We start from the raw sequence: 17,292 nt of genomic DNA, 5'->3' as shown, positions 1-17,292 counted from the left end.
GTTCCGCCTGGATGATGACATACCATTTGTCACCGGAACGGGTGATCAGGACACCCTTCACCGTACCGGTGTACGGTCAATGCCTGGTCCTAAAACACGATCAGATCATCGAGCCCCGTCTCTCCTGCGATCGCCCGGAACTCCTCAAGGCTCGATAATGGCCGGCGGGCGGCAATGCTTGCGGCTCTTTTCCTGCCGATGCCCGGGATCCAGCGGAGCGCCGCCGGGGGTAGAGTGTTTATCTCCACGGGACAGGGGAGGGCGGTCACCGACCGACTCCCCCAATCGACCACGACGGCGTCGATGACCGTTCCCACAGGAAGTTTGAGAGGGATCCCGACAAGGATGGGGTAGGAACCCATCTGCCGCCCAAACGACGGTTTCCCGGAGACCTCGATAACAACGTCCAGGAGGACGCTGCCGACCGGGAAGACCCGGCGCAGCATAGGTTCGTCGAACTCCCGCCTGACCCACTCCTTGAACGCCCGGAACCGGGCATCGTGCCTCCCGAGGGTGTTCTCCTCGTAGGCGGCCGTCCCCTCAAACGGCATCAACTGCCGGATGTTCACCCGGCGCACCAGCAGCCCGGCGTCGAGCACGCGGCGGAGGAACGCCTCGTTTGCATCAAACGTCGCCGGCGTCTCACCGGCAAGACCTATGACGAAGTTCAGACCCGGCAGGAGTTCGGGTATGCCGCGGGTCCGCCTCCCCCCGACCTCATTCACGACCTCGATAGCGCGGAATACATCCTCCGGCATGGCCTTGAGGTTGTTTGCCCTGACGACCGCCGGGTCCGCGGTCTCCATCCCGAACGCCGCGGTGTCGCCGGGTGTGTGCCCGGCCACTATCACCTCGAGCGCCGCCCGTGCCGCGTCCGGATGTCTGGCGATGGTGCCAGGGTTGATGTTGTCTATGTGGAGGGTTTTAAGGTCCGGCGCGCTCTCTCTCACTGCCGAAAAGAGGTCTTCGAGCGCCCCGGGACGTGGGACGGGGAACTCACCGCCACCGATGCTCCGATAGGAGAGGAGGTCCGGCTGGCGACCGAGCCTGAAATGGCGGCCACCGGCCGCGTGGAGCGCCGCCACCTCATCCGCGATCCCCTCGATACCCCGGTAGCGCGGGAGGCCGTAGAAAGGCTCGGTGCAGAAAGAGCACCCACCGACCGTTGCACGGGGACAACCTGTTGCGGTCTCCAGCTCGCAGACCACGTGAGGAAACGAGGGGTGCTGCGCTATGATCCCGGCACCAGCAACGCACCAGGGGTCGCTCAGGGCGTAATCCCGCTCACCTTCAGGTTCACCCCCCGAAAGCCAGGAGTCCAGCGCCACCGCCGGCGAACCACGGAGCATGAGATCAAACCCGGCTATCGCCTGCCGGATTGCCTTCCTCCCACCGCCGGGAGCGTAGCCGAAGTTGATCGGCCCCCCGATCGCGGTGGTCGGTTCCCGGAGCGTGATCCCGATCTGCTGGATCTCCGTCAGGGTTGCAGGTCTACCCCCCATGTAGGCCCCGGGCACGGTCAGACCGGCGATCATCACCACCAGGTCGCCACGGCCGTGACCGGCGAGGAGAGAGGGGTCGGCCCGAACCTGATCAATGGTGACGTATCGGGGGGCGTGGCCATGGGCGACCAGGACGCCGGCGACCTCACGGATGTATGGGGAGATGTATGGCGGGACGCCGAGACACGCGGGTTCATCGACGTAACCATCAATGATAAAGGCCTCAGAGGTCATACCCGATCAACCTGAGGAGTTCGCCAGCCCAGTAGAGTTTCCCCCTCTTGAGCGGGTCGACATTCCGGTCGGCAAGATCGAACCCGATGATCCGGACGCGTGCCGCTCCAAGTTCTTCGGCAGCAAAGACCGCCCTGTCACCATCGGTGAACCCCCCGAAGTTGTGTACGCCCGGAATGGGCGCTGCCTGCGTGGTCGCTACAAGTGGCCCGGGCATACGGGGGACCCAGTGACGGAGGAGCGGGATGTTGTCACCGTGGGCGTGCACAACCATCACCGTCCCCTGGCGAGAGAGGTCGATGAAGAGGTCGGTCGCCCCATCAAGGTCCGTAAAGACCGCCTCCGGTCGCACCCCATGATCGACGAGCACCTCCGCTGCCGCGTCAGCGGCAAGCACCGTCCCCTCGATCCGGTCGAGTTCTGCGGGGAGAGTTGGGGCGTTCCCGCAGACCGTGACCTTCCTTCCCCGGATCAGCGCTTCAAGCAGAACAATATCATCCCTGCCACCGGCAAGTTCCGCGAGCACACGGGCCGCCTCCTCGTCTGCCTCGCGTTCGAACCCGAAATACTCTAAAATCGCGGTGTAGTGAGGGGCCCAGTCCTCAAACCTCATTTTTTTATTCCTCGTCGTCCAGCCCGACGATCTCTGAAAAGCGCTTGAGAATGGGGTCGATGATCAGGGCGAGGAGGCTCTCTTTATCCTTTGCCATGGAAAAATAACTCAGCGGGATCATGGCGGCAGCCATCGTGGCGTGCCCGCCAGCCTCGCCGATGGGGGCGAACGCCTCGGCCATAACGTTCCCGAGGTGGATTCTGATATCCTTGTTACGGGCCGATATGACGATGTTCTGGTCTGTTATGCCGTAGACCAGCGCTGTGTTCACACCCTCAAGGTGTATCAGGATATCGGCCGCCTGGGGGAGAGCGTCCCGATTCCTGATATACCCGACATTCGAGAAGAGGTAACCGCTCAGGATCTTCCGGTTCTGGATGGCTTTGCCAATGATCTCGATCGTCTCCAGAGAGACCGATGGAGAGGTAATCTTATCCAGGAGATCCGCATCTGTCAGGGGCAGGAGGAACGCCGCGTAGTTCAGATCCTGAGGGGTTACATTCCGCTTAAAATCTCGTGTATCGGCCCTGATACCGTACAGGAGCGCTGTGGCCACAGTTTTGCTCACAGGGATATCGAGTTCCATCAGGTACTGGGTCAAGATGCTCGCCGTCGCCCCAACTCCGGGTCGGATATCGACGAAGTCTGCGACGACAGACGGCGGTTCGGTGTTGTTCTTGTGATGGTCTATGATTATGTTGATCCGGGTCGATTTTGGCAGATTGTTGTTCACGCCAGGCCCGGAGGAGTCGACCAGGGCGACGTAGTTGCACTCCTCCAGCATCTGGGGGGTAAGACGCTCCATCTTGATGTCCAGGAGGTTGATAAACGCCCGGTTCTCCTGGTGCCCGATATCCCCATCGTAGACGATACGGCAGTTGAGTTTGTTGTGGCTTGCATGACGCGCTATCAGAGAGAGAGCCATGGCACTCGATATCGAGTCGGGATCGGGGTTGATGTGGGTGACGATGCAGAGCGTCCCTTCCCATGAGGCAATCAGATCGTAAAGCCTCAGAGCAAGCCGCGACGAGTGGAGTTTCCTGATATGGTAGATGGCGGTTCGTGCCACCACCTCCTGTGGGTAGAGGACTATATCGGCACCCTCCTGCTGGAGGAGGTCGATGCTGACAGGGTCGGTGGCACGTGCTATGACGTAGGTTGCAGGGTATCGGCTCTTGAGGGTCTTGAGAGCGACCAGGTTGGCTTCCCGGTCGTTTGCCATGATGAAGGCAACCTCGGGTACGGGCAGCCCATCCATGAAGCGAGGGTCGCGGAGGTCGCGAACGAGTGCATTGTACTTCTGGTCCCGAAGGTCCTCAACCCGTTTCCCATCCCTATCGACGATGATGAGATCCTCGGTCTCCTTGGCGAGTTCCTCGGCGACGTTGTAGCCGGTGCTCCCGCACCCAAGGATGATGTACTTGACACGTTCCTTCGAAACGTTCTGGACCGCCTCAGGCATGCGTACAATGGTGTAACGTCCCATGGTATTAATGGATCCCCTATCACGGCGATATCCAGGACCGATCCATAAGGCTTATACCCTTTCCACTACCATTTGATTAGGTCAGATACGTGGGCCTGTAGCTTAGCTGGCAGAGCGACGGACTCTTAATCCGTAGGCCAGGGGTTCAAATCCCTTCAGGCCCGTTGAACACTCAATTCCCGCCGCTGTTTCTCTTTCTGAGTTATCTCCTCTGACTGAAAGGTGTCTCGCCGGAGCACATGGGTCTTCACAGTCAGCCCCCCAATCTCTCGCACGGCATCCTCTTCAGAGAGGGAGTTTCCGCAGAGGGTATCAACGGCAGGAGGCTGGTGAGAGCGAGAATAGATCATGTAAAAGGAGAGTGGGAGGAGTAAGCCTCCTTCTGTTTGGTGCGGCATTCAGCTAAGCGCCATACCCGGGCGGACGCCAGACCGTCCATATGCCCTATTCTGGCTTGCACCCGCAGGGATTCACCGTTTCATCGTTTCCCGCCGCTACGTTCAACGAGTTGCACAGGAAGAACCTGCGCCGCTCGCCCCGGTGTGGGGGCTCGATCGTTTCATCACTGACGGCGGGCCGTATCGTTTCTGTGTCATTGCCGTGACTCTCGCCACCCGCCCTTGCGTGCGGCTGCGTGTCTGGCCGGTGGGAGGACTTTCCTCAGCGGCACAGGATGTGCCACCGTCGGCCGCGCTTTCCCTCTCTCCTATAATGGTTTCGTCTTGTGGGTATATATCTGTGAGGGTGTGCCGCCTCCGAAATAGAAAACCACAGCGTAAGCGCTTCCGCGCGACCGCGCGGGATCCTGGTCGAACCTCTTGAGGGGGCGGGTCACAGAGAGACGATAATGCCTCCCGGTTTATAGTTGGGAAAACCCTTATCGACAACGACGCCACGGTCGGGCTTACGCCGGTGATTGTATGCAACGTATCCCACATCACCACCCCCACGAAATGCTAAAAGTATTCAACCTCATACAACCCATTCTGATGGAAATGCTGACCCCTGAAGAAGGCAGAATGGCGGTTCGCCTGGCGCGAATGACCATCGAGAGAGCCGTCAACGGCGAACGGATGATACTACCCCCCCTCCCTCCGGTCTTCGAGGAGAGACGTGGCGTGTTCGTCACGATCAAACGGCACGGACTTCTACGCGGATGTATAGGCCTCCCATACCCGATCAAACCGCTCGGCGAGGCGATCATAGAGGCAGCTACCTCGGCAGCGCTCGAGGACCCCCGCTTCCCGCCGGTATCGCGGTCGGAGGTTGCCGACCTCGAGATTGAAGTGACGGTGCTGACACCGCCAAGGCCGCTAGAGTGCCCGCCACTTGAACGCCCGCAACATGTGGAGGTCGGGCGGCACGGTCTGATCGTCAGCGGCCTCGGGAGAACGGGTCTTCTCCTCCCCCAGGTCGCGACAGAGTATGGCTGGAACAGCAGGGAGTTCCTCGACCAGACCTGTCTCAAGGCCGGACTCCCGCCCGGGTGCTGGAGGCGTGGCGATGTGGCCGTGCTGACGTTCGAGGGCCAGGTTATCGAAGAGCAGGCGGTTTAATTCAGATGAGTATCACGTTTGAGGTCATCCATAAAGACATCGCGGGGAGGGTCGGCAGGCTGAGGGTGAACGAAAAGACCGTCCGGACGCCCGCGCTCCTGCCGGTGGTAAACCCCCACCTCCCCCTGGTCACACCCCGCGAGATGCAGGAGATGGGCGTCGAGGCGCTGATAACAAACGCCTACATATTCAGGCGGAGCGAGGAGTATTGCGACCGGGCGGTTGCGGAAGGACTCCATCGTCTCCTCGACTTTGACGGCGTCATAATGACCGACTCCGGTTCGTTTCAGCTCTCCGTCTACGGTGAGGTTGAGGTGAACAACAGGGAGACGCTTGAGTTCCAGCAGGCGATAGGAAGCGATATCATCGTCCCCCTGGACATCCCCACACCCCCGGATGCAGGACGGGAGCAGGCGGAACAGGATCTCGGCGTCACGATAGAACGGATCCGGGAGGCGCGTGACCTCTTCCCCGACTCAAACCTGGCCGGACCGGTTCAAGGCGGGATCTTCACCGACCTGCGCGAGGGGGCGGGACGCGCTGTAGGGGAACTCGGGTTTACGTTCTGCCCGATCGGGGCCGTGGTGCCGCTGATGGAGACCTACCGGTACCGTGACCTGGTCCAGGTCGTACTCGCGGCAAAACGCGGACTCTCCCCCGCGACCGCGGTTCACCTCTTCGGCGCAGGCCACCCATCCATGTTCGCCCTCGCCGTTGCCATGGGCTGTGACCTCTTCGACTCGGCCGCATACGCCCTCTTTGCCAGGGAAGGCCGTTACATCACCACCCACGGGAGCCTCAAGATAGAAGAACTTGCTGAACTCCCCTGCCCATGCCAGGTCTGCCGCTCCATGACCGCCGACGAACTTCGGAAGTCCGGTGACCGTGAACGGTTGCTCGCTCTCCACAACCTCCACGTCACCCTGGCGGAGATTGCACGTATCAGGCAGGCGGTCCAGGACGGGACGCTATGGGAACTGGTTGACGAAAGGTGCCGGGGCCACCCCCGTCTGCTTGACGGCTACCGTGAACTACTGAGACATGCGGCCGAACTGGAGGTCGACGACCCTGTCTCAAAACGCCGGTTCTTCTACCGGGGCACGGAGACCTGCCGGCGGACGGAAGTGCTCCGATACCACCGGCTCATCCCCCGTATACCCCTCGGCGAGCGGGTGCTGGTCTCGTTCGACGGCCGCGAGGTCCCAGGGTTTGACACCGTCCTGAACTTCAAACCGCCGTTCGGCCCATACCCCGCGGAACTCGCGGAGACGTTCCCGATAGGCCAGAGCGAGACACCCGGATGGGATGAGGATATGGTTCGGTCGGGGTGCGCCGGTATAAGGTCGCTGATGGAAGCAAACCCCGGAAAAGAGTTTGCCGTCCGGTGCACGGATGAATGGGCGTGGATTGTCCGGGAAGAGGTGCCGGGCGCGGAGGTGCTCCATGAGCAGGTATGAGGCTGGAAAACGCGACGGTCTTGCACGGACTTCTACCTACGAGCACGAGGGAAAGACCGTATCCCTCCCTGCCGCGCTCGATGCTGATACTTTCTTTCCATCCCTCTCTGATAGAGCCCTCTCAAACGTCCCGCTCACCGCCGATCAGGCGTTCGTGGAGAGATACTTCTCCCCCGGAGATGGGGAGCCGGTTACCGTCCACCCGCTCTCAGCATCAGCAGAATCGGGTGACTGCGTCCTCATCGCGAACTGGCATGCCGCCCTCTCAAACCCACGGAACTACGCCACCTGGGTTGCCGGGCTGAAAGAGCGTCTCCCCCCCGACACCGCCTGGTATGCTCCGGGTGCAGCGCTTCCATCGACCGTCTGCCTCCTGATATACTCGGGGTTTGACCTGTTCGATTACAAGGGAGTCGACCTCGCCTCCGCGCAGAAGAGGTTATGTCTGCCCGAGGGCGAGTTCCCCGCCGGTCTGATGGATAGCGGTGTCTGTGGCTGCGAGGGGTGCCGGGAGGGCGACCTCCGGCGGCATAACCGTCTCGCGCTCGACCGCGAGATAGCCCTTGTCCGTCACCACATTGAGACGGGCAGGCTCAGAGAACTGATGGAAGAGCGGTGCCGTGCAAACGCCGCAGAGGTGGCCACCCTCCGGTTCCTCGACCGGAACTACACGTTCATGGAACGTTACCTCCCTGTTGCGCGGGCTGTGCCTATGCATGCAAACACCGCCGAGTCACAGAACCGGGCGGAGATCAGGCGGTTTGCCGATCGTCTGATCGAGAGGTTCGTCCCGAGCAGGACCGACGTTGCCGTCCTCCTCCCCTGCTCGGCAAAGAAACCCTATTCGCTCTCCCGGAGCCACAAACACTTCATGAACGCTGTCAACCGGCGGGCGCACGAACTGATCGTCACCTCGCCGCTCGGTCTTGTGCCACGGGAACTCGAACGGGTCTACCCGGCGGGCCATTACGACGTCCCGGTGACTGGCTACTGGGACCGTGAGGAGTGCGCGTTCATCGCCGACATCCTGGCCCGCTACTTTGCCGCGCACACCTATGGCAGGGTTATCGCCCATCTGGACGGCGGCGCCCTCAGCGTCGCGGAGGCGGCGGCGGATGCCTGCGGGCTTGAGATCGAGGTGACCTGTCGCGGTCACCCAACGTCGCCAGAGTCGCTCCGGGCGCTCGACGAAGCTCTCGCGGGCGAACGGCGGATGCAGACCGATACCGTCCGGGGCATTGCCTCCTGGCAGTTTGCGCAGGAGATAAATACAAAAGGTCTCCAGGTCAGGGGAAGAAGCATGCAGATGGCGGTCCTCCGAGGGAGGGAACAGGTCTTCAGCATCGACGATGGAACGGGGCTGTTGCGCCCGACGTTTGCGGGCTGGGACCTGATCCCGGAGGGATACCGTGTCAGGATAGACGGATTCGTGCCACAGGGTGATGTCCTCGCCCCCGGGATCGTAGACTGTGACCCCCGGATAAGGGAGGGCGACGAGGTTCTGGTGGAAGGGCCGCTCGCACTTGCCACCGGCAGGGCGATGATGGGGGCAGACGAGATGCTCCGGTCAAAGCGCGGTGTGGCGGTCAGGGTTCGGAAGGTGAAGAGGACCTGAGGGGTAAGACCCCGAAACTACTTCTTCGGAACAAGTCTCACCGCTGTCCCGTAGGCCAGGAGTTCTGCCGCCGTCGACATTGTCTGCGATGTCGTGAACCTGATGTTTACCACCGCATCGGCCCCGAGGTCGCGCGCAGCGTTGACCATCCGGTTGTAAGCCTCTGCCCGGGCGTCGGTGAGCATGGTGGTATACTCCTCGAGTTCGCCGCCGACCAGGCTTTTTAACCCCGCCATGATATCCTTGCCCAGGTTCTTTGTTCTTACGGTGTTGCCGGAGACCACACCCAGGATCTCCCCGATCTCGTAGCCCGGCACATCTGCAGTCGTTGTCAGTATCATTCTCTCTTCACTCCTTTATTGGTTCGATGATCTCCTCGCGCCCCCGCCAGATGAGCAGTGCAACCCCTATAACGATGAGCGGGACGGCGTATATCAGGAGAACAGGTAACCATGCAATCGCCACGCCTGCAATCGTCCCGCCGATGACCGTCAGGGCGAGACCACAGATTATCTGGCTTTGCATAACCCTATTTCTCTCGCTTTTAAGGGATAACCGTTTGCTTATCCCCTTTTCCGCATCCCGGAGAAGTCATATGACCGGTTTCTTCTGGCGGTGTCGCGGTCTCGTGAATCTTTACCCGGGACAGCTGCCTGATGGCGGGTGTAAGGTCAATGAGGGAGGTGTTATCAGGAGATGCAGATACAGGGGAGGAGGCATCAGCACCCAGACCCCTCTGGCTGCAGGGAGCGATTCTGGTGGGGTACCTGGTAGCTGCAGTAAAGAGGCTGGAGTCACAATGTATACGAAGCGTTAACTGCATTTTGATGGCAGGTCAACCAGGAGTGAAGCGGTTGTATAAGATAGAATCAGCGGCCAGACTCGCCGACCGGGTATACGAGTACTGGATCCACGCGCCACAGGTGGCGCGGCACGCACGGGCAGGACAGTTTCTCATCGTTCGGCTGCACGAGAAGGGCGAGAGGATACCCCTCACCATCTCCGCTGTCAGGGGAGATGCAGTCCGGGTAGTCTTTATGACCGTAGGCAAGACCACCGAGGAACTTGCGACCCTCCAGGCCGGCGAAAGCATAATGGACGTTGCAGGACCGCTTGGAAGACCAAGCGAGATCGATAACTACGGCACATGCTGTGTCGTCGGCGGCGGCGTCGGTATCGCAAGCACACCCCTCATCGCAGCGGAACTGAAAAGCGCTGGAAACCACGTCATCGGGATCATTGGAGCGCGGAACGCAGAACTTCTCATACTGGAGGACGAGATGCGCGAGATCTGCGACGAACTCTACATCACAACCGACGATGGCAGCAAGGGCGTCCATGGTTTCGCAAGCGATGTCCTGAAGAGACTGCTCGGGGAGAGGACGATCGACCGGGTCTGGATCATCGGCCCCGCCATCATGATGAAGGTCACCTCCGCCGTGACGGTGCCCGCCGGCGTGAAGACGTACGTGAGTCTCAACCCGATCATGGTCGACGGGACGGGGATGTGCGGTTCCTGCCGGGTGACCGTCGGCGGTGAGACGAAGTTTGCCTGCGTCGACGGCCCCGAGTTCGATGCCCATCAGGTCGATTTTGACAACCTGATGCAACGGCAGCGGGTCTACATGGTGCAGGAGAAGATCGCGCTCGAGCGTTTCGCAGAACACCGGTGCCACTGTGGCGAGGGGGGCGAGCAGCATGAGTGACAGGCCGGCCGAGATCCGGGTCCACGATTTTGAGGAGGTGGACCTCGGCCTCACCCCCGATGAGGCCATCACCGAGGCAGAACGCTGCCTCCAGTGCAAGAAACCTCTCTGCGTGAAGGGCTGCCCCGTCGGGATCGATATCCCTGTATTCATCCATCAGGTTGCGGAGGGCAACTTCCTGGCGGCCGCACGGGCTCTCAAGGATCAGAACATGCTCCCGGCCATCTGCGGCCGGGTCTGTCCCCAGGAGACCCAATGCGAGGGGGTCTGCGTCCTCGGCAACAAAGAGACGTCGATCCGGATCGGCGCCCTCGAGCGGTTCGTCGCCGACTGGGAACGGGAGAACAACCCGACCCTCCCCGACGTGGCGAGACCGACCGGAAAACGGGTTGCGGTTGTTGGCTCAGGCCCGGCAGGGTTGACCGCGGCGGCAGACCTGGCCCGCGCCGGTCACGCCGTAACCATCTTTGAGTCGCTACACGAGGCCGGGGGTGTCCTCACATACGGCATCCCGGCGTTCCGACTCCCGAAGGGTATCGTCAGGGCGGAGATCGAGCAGGTGCTTGCCCTGGGTGTGCAGTTGAAGAAGAACCATCTTGTGGGAAGGAGCGTCAGTCTCGATGAACTCCTGGGCTACGATGCGGTCTTCCTGGCAACGGGGGCAGGACTCCCGGCGTTCATGGGCATCCCGGGCGAGAACTTAAACGGCGTCTACTCCGCAAACGAGTTCCTCACGAGGGTGAACCTGATGCACGCCGACGCCTTCCCTGAATACGATACACCCGTCCTTCACGCCGGACGTGTGGCGGTGATCGGTGGTGGGAACGTTGCGATGGACGCCGCGAGGGTGGCACGCCGCCTGGGGTCGAAGGTCTTCCTGATCTACCGGCGGGGGGAGGAGGAGATGCCGGCACGGAGGGCGGAGGTCGTCCACGCAAAGGAGGAGGGGGTTGAGTTCCTCACGTGCACAAACCCGACCCGGATCCTGGGCAATGGCTGCGTCACCGGGGTAGAGTGCGTGAAGATGTCTCTCTGCGAGATCGATGCAAGCGGCCGGCGGGCTCCAGAGCCGATCGAGGGAAGCGAGTTCACCATCGACGTGGACATGGTCATCCAGGCGATCGGCACAAGCCCGAACCCGCTCCTGGTCTCCCTGATCCCGGGGCTCGAGCGCGGCCGGAAGGGCAACGTCGTCGTCGACGAGAACGGCCGGACGTCCATCCCCCACGTCTACGCCGGCGGTGACATCGCCACCGGTGCGGCGACGGTGATCGAGGCGATGGGCTCGGCGAAGAAGGCGGCGGCGGCGATCAACGCGATGCTGAGGGGAAAGTAACCCTCTTTTTGGATTGGCCGAGGGTTTTTACCAACGTAAAATCGGTCGAACAGATTCTTCGGATTTTTCGTCCGGAGCGTGAGCACCATCAGGTGCGATTGGGCGTTCCCCTCCCGGTTGAGGAGTTTTGGGGCGAACTCTCCGATACAGCGGGCAACGTCTGGGTAAATGGGGTTTGAGGATAGAAGTACCTCGCTGGATCCCTTACTCCTGTCCTGCGTTTGCATGAGACTTTCTCCGCGTTGCACTCCAGTCCCATGCCAGGTACATACCGAGAATCCGATCTCTTTACACGTTTGCCGGTCATTCACAAAAGCACAGCGCTCGATCCTGCTCTGGAGGACGGGGGCAGAGAAGAAGGGTTGTTTTATCGGCGGTGTTGGCCGACGAGCCGGTGGGCGAGGGCGCCGAGCTCGATCCCGGCTCCGAATACTGTTTTCTTGCCGCCGGTAATCGTGGTGGCTGGGCTTGTGGTCTACGGTAAGACGGAGTTGTCGTCCGACTCCCCTCCCTGTAAAATTAGATGGTGGTGGTTTTCAGGGAATAGACCGCGCCACCCGGATCAACTCTTCGCGGTCGAGAGACCCACGCACGTGATACGTAGCGTTCTCGGCCGCTGTCCAGGCGATCAGCCGTTCCGATTCGGTCTCGTAGATCAGCCCTGTATACCCGTTTATGTTAACGGGTTCCGGCTCACTGTGAACAATCCGATCTTTTGCATAGGGGTTATATCCGTATCTGCTCCAGGAGATTTCGAGCAGCGTCATATCGGTAGTTGACGCATTCTGCATTGTATCGTTGCGTGCGTAGCGCAGGGTCTCGCCGATCGTTGTGCGGTGGTCGTGAGGTTCCGTCTCGTTTAGGACGGTAAAAATCTGGAGGTCGTAGAGGGTATACTCCTTGGGGATGTATGACGGCGGGGAGAAACTTGTGTATTCGGCGGGGTCCTCCCACCCGTCGAACCTGAAGAAGAAGGAATCCCGGAGTGACGGTGCATTATCGGGGGGAAGTTCGGTTATGGGCGACGGCGTAACCTCTGCGGGATCGATAGTCACGGGCTCGATGCACCCCGCGGTGAGGAGAAGAAACGGGAGCAATATGATGATATAGTGGGGTTTCACGCGATTTCCCCTCCATAATTTAAAAAATAGATATGATCTATAGATGAACCACTTCCACTACAGTAGGTGTGTGTATAGATTATCCCCGACCCAGTTGAATACGACGTGCTCACATAAGAATCGTATTGTCGGTCGTAGTACGAGAATACGTCTGCCGGTCTGTCCCAGGTACTTCCCTGCCTGCACCATTCATCCATTATCGGCGATGTGCGTGCATCAAAGGAAAAGGTCGAGTCGTCCCAGAGCAATAACTCCGAAGATCCTACACTTCGCTTGATAAATTGACTCGGATCGCTATCGTCATCGTAATAATAGTACCCCAGCCATTCTTCGGTTGTCGTATCCTGCAGCCAGATCTCATATTTCCCCAACGTAGAACCACTACCGATAGACACATAGTAATTATATTCATGAGGGAGGGATGATCTGGATACGTCGATATACGGGTCGGGGCCTGGATAAATTGCATTAGAATTGTCGTCATACACTACCGGATATAACTTGATGTTCCCCACTCCGGGAAGGGCGTCTTCGTACTCGACAACAATTTCAATTGTGTCAAGGGGTTCCCCTGATACATCGAAACGGTTTAAATTTATTTCTCTCTCCTGGAAAATCGTGTATCTAGCTCCGGAATTTGAATAGTGGTATGGCCTAATTTTCCCTGTAAGATACGTAACTTCATTTCCTAAATCAGCCATAAACCTTACTCTGGAGAGGTATTGCTGCCCATCACGTTCCATATTAACTTCAAGTGAATTAATCGCTTCCAGATCGCTATCTGATAATTTAGATCGAGAGCTGTCTGCGGTGTTCTCCGGGTGCTGTCGGTAGTAAGTACTGATATCTGTATAATGTGAAAAATATTCCAGCGGGAAACTCAGGTCGATGCGGTTAGGATCCCCATTCAATGACCTAAACATCGTATCGGGTATTGTTAAAACCATAACAGGGTCATCTTCAGCAATTCCTACCTGTATCAGGTAGTCTGGAAATTTCTCTACAGAACAATCCGATTCTCCGAATGCGGAAAAGGGAAGAGATAATTCAACGATTCCGGGGGATTGCGGTCCCACCTGCTTTGTAACATATGCTTCGGATAGGATGATCGTCGTTAGGTCGGATCCTGTCATTGGCGACGCTGGCTCGACACCGCTCCAGTCAAAGAGGGGAGGTTGGACATTATCAACCAATCGAAACGTGGTATTATGGGGTTCTGCCTGAGGGTTGTTCGTTGCACTCACCACTGACACAACGCCCACGCTCACCAGCAACACAGCAAATAGCGCGGAGAGTGCCCGCATTCCAATCTTTCCGTTCATTTACTTTCCTCCTGTAACATTCCCAGAGGCAAAAGAGGCACATTCTTAAGTACATGGAATGCGAACCATTCTTTCGCCCTCGGGCAGTGGGGGGCTCATCCGGTCTTGGACGGATAGGGTGAGCCTCCGCGGTTTTGCGAACGCGTTCCGGGCATCCGCACAGGGACATAGGTGTCAGGCCATTTATGTTTTCTGTCCCTTCTCTTTACACATCCATCGGCTGTTTACAAAAACGAGGCATTCAGCCTCATCCAGAATGACGCAGGCGCAGGAGAACGAATATTCTCGCGGCAAGGAAGGTCGTGCAAGGTACGCCAGTCGATCCGGAGGATGGGTATCTGCTGGTCCAGCAGTGTTTATCCCCAGAAAAGCATCCAGATCCCGAATCCTATCAACAGGATCCCGCTGCCGGCTCGAATGACATCCCTGTACTTCCGTATCCTGCTTGACGAGGCATACCCCCCAAGGATCCCGACGCCGAGAAACGGCGTGAGCACCCCGGCCCCGAAGACCAGCAGGAGCAATAGATCCTGCACAGTGCCGTCGATCAGGATTCTGCTCAGCAGGACAAGAAGCATCGGCGCAGCGCACGGGGCCTTGACGATCGAAAATATCATGCCCAGAACGAACAACCCGGCAAGGGTGGTCGCGTGCTTCCGTATGGATGACTTAACGTAGTCGTCGGTGGAGATCGGGAGCCGTATCAACCCGAGCAGGTTCACCCCGGCGAGGATCGTGATCAGTCCCGCCGCAACGGCAAGGTACGGACCGAAACCGCCGAGCGACGTCCCCGCCAGGAGGAAGCAGCACCCCATGACGATATACGCGGCGACCAGCCCCAGGCCAAATATTACAGAATTCAGGAGGCTGCTTCTCAACCCTTTGCCCGACCCGGTGACGTAGACCAGGATGAATCCAAGGATTGCCATCAGACAGGGTGAGAACCCGGAGAGAAGGCCTAAGGAGTACGCAAACGGGATATTCCAATTTATCGGCGGTGAATCTTCCTGCGGCTCAGCGCCAGCAAGGGACTGCTCGATCGCTGCCCTGAGGCTCTCCTCGGTGATCTCTTCCTTGGGGATCTTGAAGGTGCCGTTCACGACCACGGCCGGGACTTCGGCAAATCCGTAGTGTCGAAAACACTCCAGACCTTCGGGTGTACGAACGTCGACATATGTAAGAGAGACAGCCTCACCAAGATCGTGCTCGATCCCGGTTATCAAAGGCTTGATATAATCACAATCGGAGCAGCCTTCTAGGTAATAATACTCGATGGTTATGGGAACTGCGCCTGCATGGGAAATCAATCCGATCAAGAGCAGGATGATGCACGGCGCTACCACACTGATGTGAATATCCACTTTTCTGTAGCCACCCGGTTTTTTCAAGGTGTATCCTCCAAGGGAACTCCACGTTTGGGGTGGAGCCAAATTTTCTACTGTTTTTCCAGTGTCTTGACCCACTCTTCGATGCCGATGAGGAATGCCTAGATCGATAGCAGCAGGTGGGTGTTCTTCACAGTGCGGGGCTGAGTTCTCTCTAAAACATCCAGATTCCCCTTCTTTCAGTCGTTCATCCGCGATTTAAGGCCGCCTTTGCAAAAGTTTCAACAAACATCAGCGTGATGATCCCCAGACCAGCCAGAAACCGGTGATGGAGCAATGTTGGTTACGCTGATCACCAGGAAGAAGGATGTATTGGGAATTTTTACGCTCCCTTTCCATGGATAACGAACCCCTCAATTTTAAACTTCTTACTGGGATAGCAATCACCATAACAACCCCTGATTGAATATCCATCTGGAGAAGAACATCAAGAGAACTGCGCTCGTTGCGAGAGTGACAAATGCAGCTCGGTCTTTTGATTTTTCGTGAAATGTCTGTATACCAAAATAGGATATCAAACCAAAGCAGAAGAGAAGCAATAATCTTACAAAAGTGCTTTCTATAACCACAGCCGCCCAGAAGAGAAGAATGCTGGGTGACAGGGCATAGATCACCGACTTCATCGTTTTTTCAAATCCCTTATGTTCATTGACGAAAAGCAGGAAAAAGTGCTCGATGAGGCTTACTCCTAGTAGTATGATAACTCCATTTATCAGACCCTGTATCAAGCCGATAAATACGCCTAATAAAACAAGCCCGATTAAGTACAATCCGCTACTACCAGACTCATTTCCCGTGTACAATGCTGGAAGGAAAGACGCCAGCGTAAAAAGGAGTGATCCAGTCAGGACTATCACAAAAAAGAATTTGAGATCGTCACCTAGTGACTTCACGTTCAACTGCCGAAGTAGGGCACGGGAGCTGCTGAAAGCGGTTTTTAGCGACATAATTATTTCCTAAAAATTATGGAGCTGCCCCACATCCATATCCTACAGATACCCAGTCCGAGGTTTGAGAGTTCCCATTTGTTGAACCGTAGATATTACAACTGATCCAAGCATCAACTGAATGTTTGGGTGGGCTGAACGCATTATATGCCCAAATAACGTTAGATTCGACAAATCCCGTATATCCGTTTTCCCGGGTTGAATGTCCAAATACGCAACGATCAAACCAAGGACCCTGAGAGGTATAAGTATTATCTTCGATGCTTAGAATTCTGTTGCCATAGTCATATTCAAATGTTCCGTCGGTGTAAAGAGTTGCACTGATAACACCCAAATATACCCATTTATCTGTTCTTATGATGCGAAGTCCATCGAGATATCTTGTACTGAACTCTTCTGATCCCAGAGCTGAAAGCTCAATTCTGCTCAATTCATAGCTGACTGAATAATTGCCACTCTGATCATTAACCGAGCATGCCGTGCAACTAGTTTCGAAATGTTCTGTTTTCGAACCAAGCATTAACGGATTCACTTTGCTTTTGGATACTCTACCCTGACTGTCGAGTAAACCGTAAATGTATCCGTCCGTCCCATAGTAAAGAACAATTTTTTCACTTTTTCCTTCTAGGTATCCAATTATTTTTTTAATGTTCTCCTTTGATTCCGATCCGCGGGTCAATTTATCCACTTGATCTTTCGCTTCGCTATATGTTTGCCACTGACAACCCTCTTCTCTGGAAGGCTTCTCTAGCCCTAACATGGTATAGATACTCTTTTCGGATTCCTGGTTTTGAGATAGGAGAGCAGTAGTGGCTTGTTCACCTGCATTTGCTGTTGGTACAATCACTGTTGCCATTGCCGACACCACAACCACGCTCACCAGCAAACTGCTAGGAGCACGGAGAATGCCCGCATTCCAATTTTTTCTTTCATGCTCATTTCCTCCAGTTTCTTTCTCCGGAGGCAAAAGAGGCACACGTTTAAGTACGCAGAACGCGTACGCTCCCTTTGC

At 57.4% G+C, this 17,292-nt stretch carries 15 protein-coding genes, 1 tRNA gene and 1 other RNA gene; 6 read left to right on the top strand and 11 right to left on the bottom strand.

Going from position 1 to position 17,292, the window contains the following annotated elements; genetic code table 11:
* Positions 1 to 89: 89 nt before the first annotated feature.
* Genes QMC91_RS09135 through QMC91_RS09125 form a run of 3 tightly spaced genes read right to left on the bottom strand, consistent with a single transcriptional unit; the run spans position 90 to position 3,811 of the window.
* Entirely contained in the window at positions 90 to 1,736 is a 1,647-nt protein-coding gene (locus tag QMC91_RS09135; RefSeq protein ID WP_300237915.1) for a radical SAM protein, read from the bottom strand.
* The gene (locus tag QMC91_RS09130; protein WP_300237913.1) at positions 1,726 to 2,349 is read right to left on the bottom strand and encodes a 6-hydroxymethylpterin diphosphokinase MptE-like protein; all 624 of its coding nucleotides are present in this window, start codon (positions 2,347 to 2,349) and stop codon (positions 1,726 to 1,728) included. The genes QMC91_RS09135 and QMC91_RS09130 overlap by 11 nt, the downstream gene beginning before the upstream one ends.
* 4 nt (positions 2,350 to 2,353) lie before the next feature.
* Positions 2,354 to 3,811: a DHH family phosphoesterase gene (locus QMC91_RS09125; RefSeq protein WP_300237911.1), complete on the bottom strand. Its 1,458-nt coding sequence runs from the start codon at positions 3,809 to 3,811 to the stop codon at positions 2,354 to 2,356.
* Positions 3,812 to 3,926: 115 nt separating this feature from the next.
* On the opposite strand from QMC91_RS09125, the gene QMC91_RS09120 reads away from it, so the two are divergent.
* A tRNA-Lys gene (locus QMC91_RS09120) sits at positions 3,927 to 3,999 on the top strand.
* A 195-nt stretch (positions 4,000 to 4,194) separates the two neighbouring features.
* Here QMC91_RS09120 and rnpB read toward each other — a convergent pair.
* Positions 4,195 to 4,539: RNase P RNA component (rnpB, locus tag QMC91_RS09115), an RNA gene on the bottom strand.
* Between the two features lie 285 nt (positions 4,540 to 4,824).
* Between rnpB and QMC91_RS09110 the strand changes: the two genes are divergently transcribed.
* From QMC91_RS09110 to arcS, 3 genes are read left to right on the top strand one after another with little or no spacing between them, the layout of a single operon-like run.
* Positions 4,825 to 5,391, top strand: a complete 567-nt coding sequence (locus QMC91_RS09110; RefSeq protein ID WP_300237909.1) for a TIGR00296 family protein — start codon at positions 4,825 to 4,827, stop codon at positions 5,389 to 5,391.
* 5 nt (positions 5,392 to 5,396) lie between these two features.
* Complete coding sequence (gene tgtA / locus QMC91_RS09105; protein ID WP_300237907.1) at positions 5,397 to 6,848, top strand: tRNA guanosine(15) transglycosylase TgtA; 1,452 nt, start codon at positions 5,397 to 5,399, stop codon at positions 6,846 to 6,848.
* A complete protein-coding gene (arcS, locus tag QMC91_RS09100) occupies positions 6,835 to 8,463 on the top strand; it encodes an archaeosine synthase subunit alpha (RefSeq protein ID WP_300237905.1) in 1,629 nt (542 codons plus the stop codon). The genes tgtA and arcS overlap by 14 nt, the downstream gene beginning before the upstream one ends.
* Positions 8,464 to 8,480: 17 nt before the next feature.
* Here the strand turns inward: arcS and QMC91_RS09095 are convergent, their stop codons facing one another.
* Both QMC91_RS09095 and QMC91_RS09090 read right to left on the bottom strand, forming a co-directional pair.
* Positions 8,481 to 8,804 (bottom strand): YbjQ family protein, encoded by a 324-nt coding sequence (locus QMC91_RS09095; protein WP_300237903.1) that lies wholly within the window; start codon positions 8,802 to 8,804, stop codon positions 8,481 to 8,483.
* 7 nt (positions 8,805 to 8,811) lie between these two features.
* Positions 8,812 to 8,988: a hypothetical protein gene (locus QMC91_RS09090; RefSeq protein WP_300237901.1), complete on the bottom strand. Its 177-nt coding sequence runs from the start codon at positions 8,986 to 8,988 to the stop codon at positions 8,812 to 8,814.
* Positions 8,989 to 9,317: 329 nt separating this feature from the next.
* Between QMC91_RS09090 and QMC91_RS09085 the strand changes: the two genes are divergently transcribed.
* Complete coding sequence (locus QMC91_RS09085) at positions 9,318 to 10,169, top strand: sulfide/dihydroorotate dehydrogenase-like FAD/NAD-binding protein (protein WP_300237899.1); 852 nt, start codon at positions 9,318 to 9,320, stop codon at positions 10,167 to 10,169.
* A complete protein-coding gene (gene gltA, locus QMC91_RS09080) occupies positions 10,162 to 11,505 on the top strand; it encodes an NADPH-dependent glutamate synthase (RefSeq protein ID WP_300237897.1) in 1,344 nt (447 codons plus the stop codon). The genes QMC91_RS09085 and gltA overlap by 8 nt, the downstream gene beginning before the upstream one ends.
* Positions 11,506 to 12,041: 536 nt before the next feature.
* On the opposite strand, the gene QMC91_RS09075 is transcribed toward gltA, so the two are convergent.
* The 5 genes from QMC91_RS09075 to QMC91_RS09055 form a co-directional block, all read right to left on the bottom strand.
* Positions 12,042 to 12,626 carry a DUF4367 domain-containing protein gene (locus QMC91_RS09075; protein ID WP_300237895.1) on the bottom strand — a complete coding sequence of 195 codons (585 nt, stop codon included), beginning with the start codon at positions 12,624 to 12,626 and terminating at the stop codon, positions 12,042 to 12,044.
* Positions 12,623 to 13,948: a hypothetical protein gene (locus QMC91_RS09070; RefSeq protein WP_300237893.1), complete on the bottom strand. Its 1,326-nt coding sequence runs from the start codon at positions 13,946 to 13,948 to the stop codon at positions 12,623 to 12,625. Before QMC91_RS09070 ends, QMC91_RS09075 begins: the two co-directional genes overlap by 4 nt.
* A 356-nt stretch (positions 13,949 to 14,304) precedes the next feature.
* On the bottom strand, positions 14,305 to 15,336 hold the full coding sequence (locus QMC91_RS09065; protein WP_300237891.1) for a cytochrome c biogenesis CcdA family protein: 1,032 nt from the start codon (positions 15,334 to 15,336) through the stop codon (positions 14,305 to 14,307).
* Between the two features lie 380 nt (positions 15,337 to 15,716).
* Positions 15,717 to 16,280, bottom strand: coding sequence for a YIP1 family protein (locus tag QMC91_RS09060; RefSeq protein ID WP_300237889.1), 564 nt, complete (start codon positions 16,278 to 16,280; stop codon positions 15,717 to 15,719).
* A gap of 16 nt (positions 16,281 to 16,296) precedes the next feature.
* A partial coding sequence (locus tag QMC91_RS09055; protein ID WP_300237887.1) for a hypothetical protein occupies positions 16,297 to 17,292 on the bottom strand: 996 nt, incomplete at its 5' end.

Origin of the sequence: Methanoculleus sp. (assembly GCF_030019085.1) — an archaeon.
Taxonomy (GTDB): Archaea; Halobacteriota; Methanomicrobia; order Methanomicrobiales; family Methanoculleaceae; genus Methanoculleus.
Note: the sequence above shows the minus strand (reverse complement) of the source record. Positions and strands in the feature narration are given on the sequence as shown.

What these genes read in the sequence shown, in the direction of transcription:
- QMC91_RS09135 (WP_300237915.1), bottom strand. Translation starts at nt 1,736, where the DNA reads ATGACCTCTGAGGCCTTTATCATTGATGGTTACGTCGATGAACCCGCG.
- QMC91_RS09130 (WP_300237913.1), bottom strand. Translation starts at nt 2,349, where the DNA reads ATGAGGTTTGAGGACTGGGCCCCTCACTACACCGCGATTTTAGAGTAT.
- QMC91_RS09125 (WP_300237911.1), bottom strand. Translation starts at nt 3,811, where the DNA reads ATGCCTGAGGCGGTCCAGAACGTTTCGAAGGAACGTGTCAAGTACATC.
- QMC91_RS09110 (WP_300237909.1), top strand. Translation starts at nt 4,825, where the DNA reads ATGGAAATGCTGACCCCTGAAGAAGGCAGAATGGCGGTTCGCCTGGCG.
- tgtA (WP_300237907.1), top strand. Translation starts at nt 5,397, where the DNA reads ATGAGTATCACGTTTGAGGTCATCCATAAAGACATCGCGGGGAGGGTC.
- arcS (WP_300237905.1), top strand. Translation starts at nt 6,835, where the DNA reads ATGAGCAGGTATGAGGCTGGAAAACGCGACGGTCTTGCACGGACTTCT.
- QMC91_RS09095 (WP_300237903.1), bottom strand. Translation starts at nt 8,804, where the DNA reads ATGATACTGACAACGACTGCAGATGTGCCGGGCTACGAGATCGGGGAG.
- QMC91_RS09090 (WP_300237901.1), bottom strand. Translation starts at nt 8,988, where the DNA reads ATGCAAAGCCAGATAATCTGTGGTCTCGCCCTGACGGTCATCGGCGGG.
- gltA (WP_300237897.1), top strand. Translation starts at nt 10,162, where the DNA reads ATGAGTGACAGGCCGGCCGAGATCCGGGTCCACGATTTTGAGGAGGTG.
- QMC91_RS09070 (WP_300237893.1), bottom strand. Translation starts at nt 13,948, where the DNA reads ATGAACGGAAAGATTGGAATGCGGGCACTCTCCGCGCTATTTGCTGTG.
- QMC91_RS09060 (WP_300237889.1), bottom strand. Translation starts at nt 16,280, where the DNA reads ATGTCGCTAAAAACCGCTTTCAGCAGCTCCCGTGCCCTACTTCGGCAG.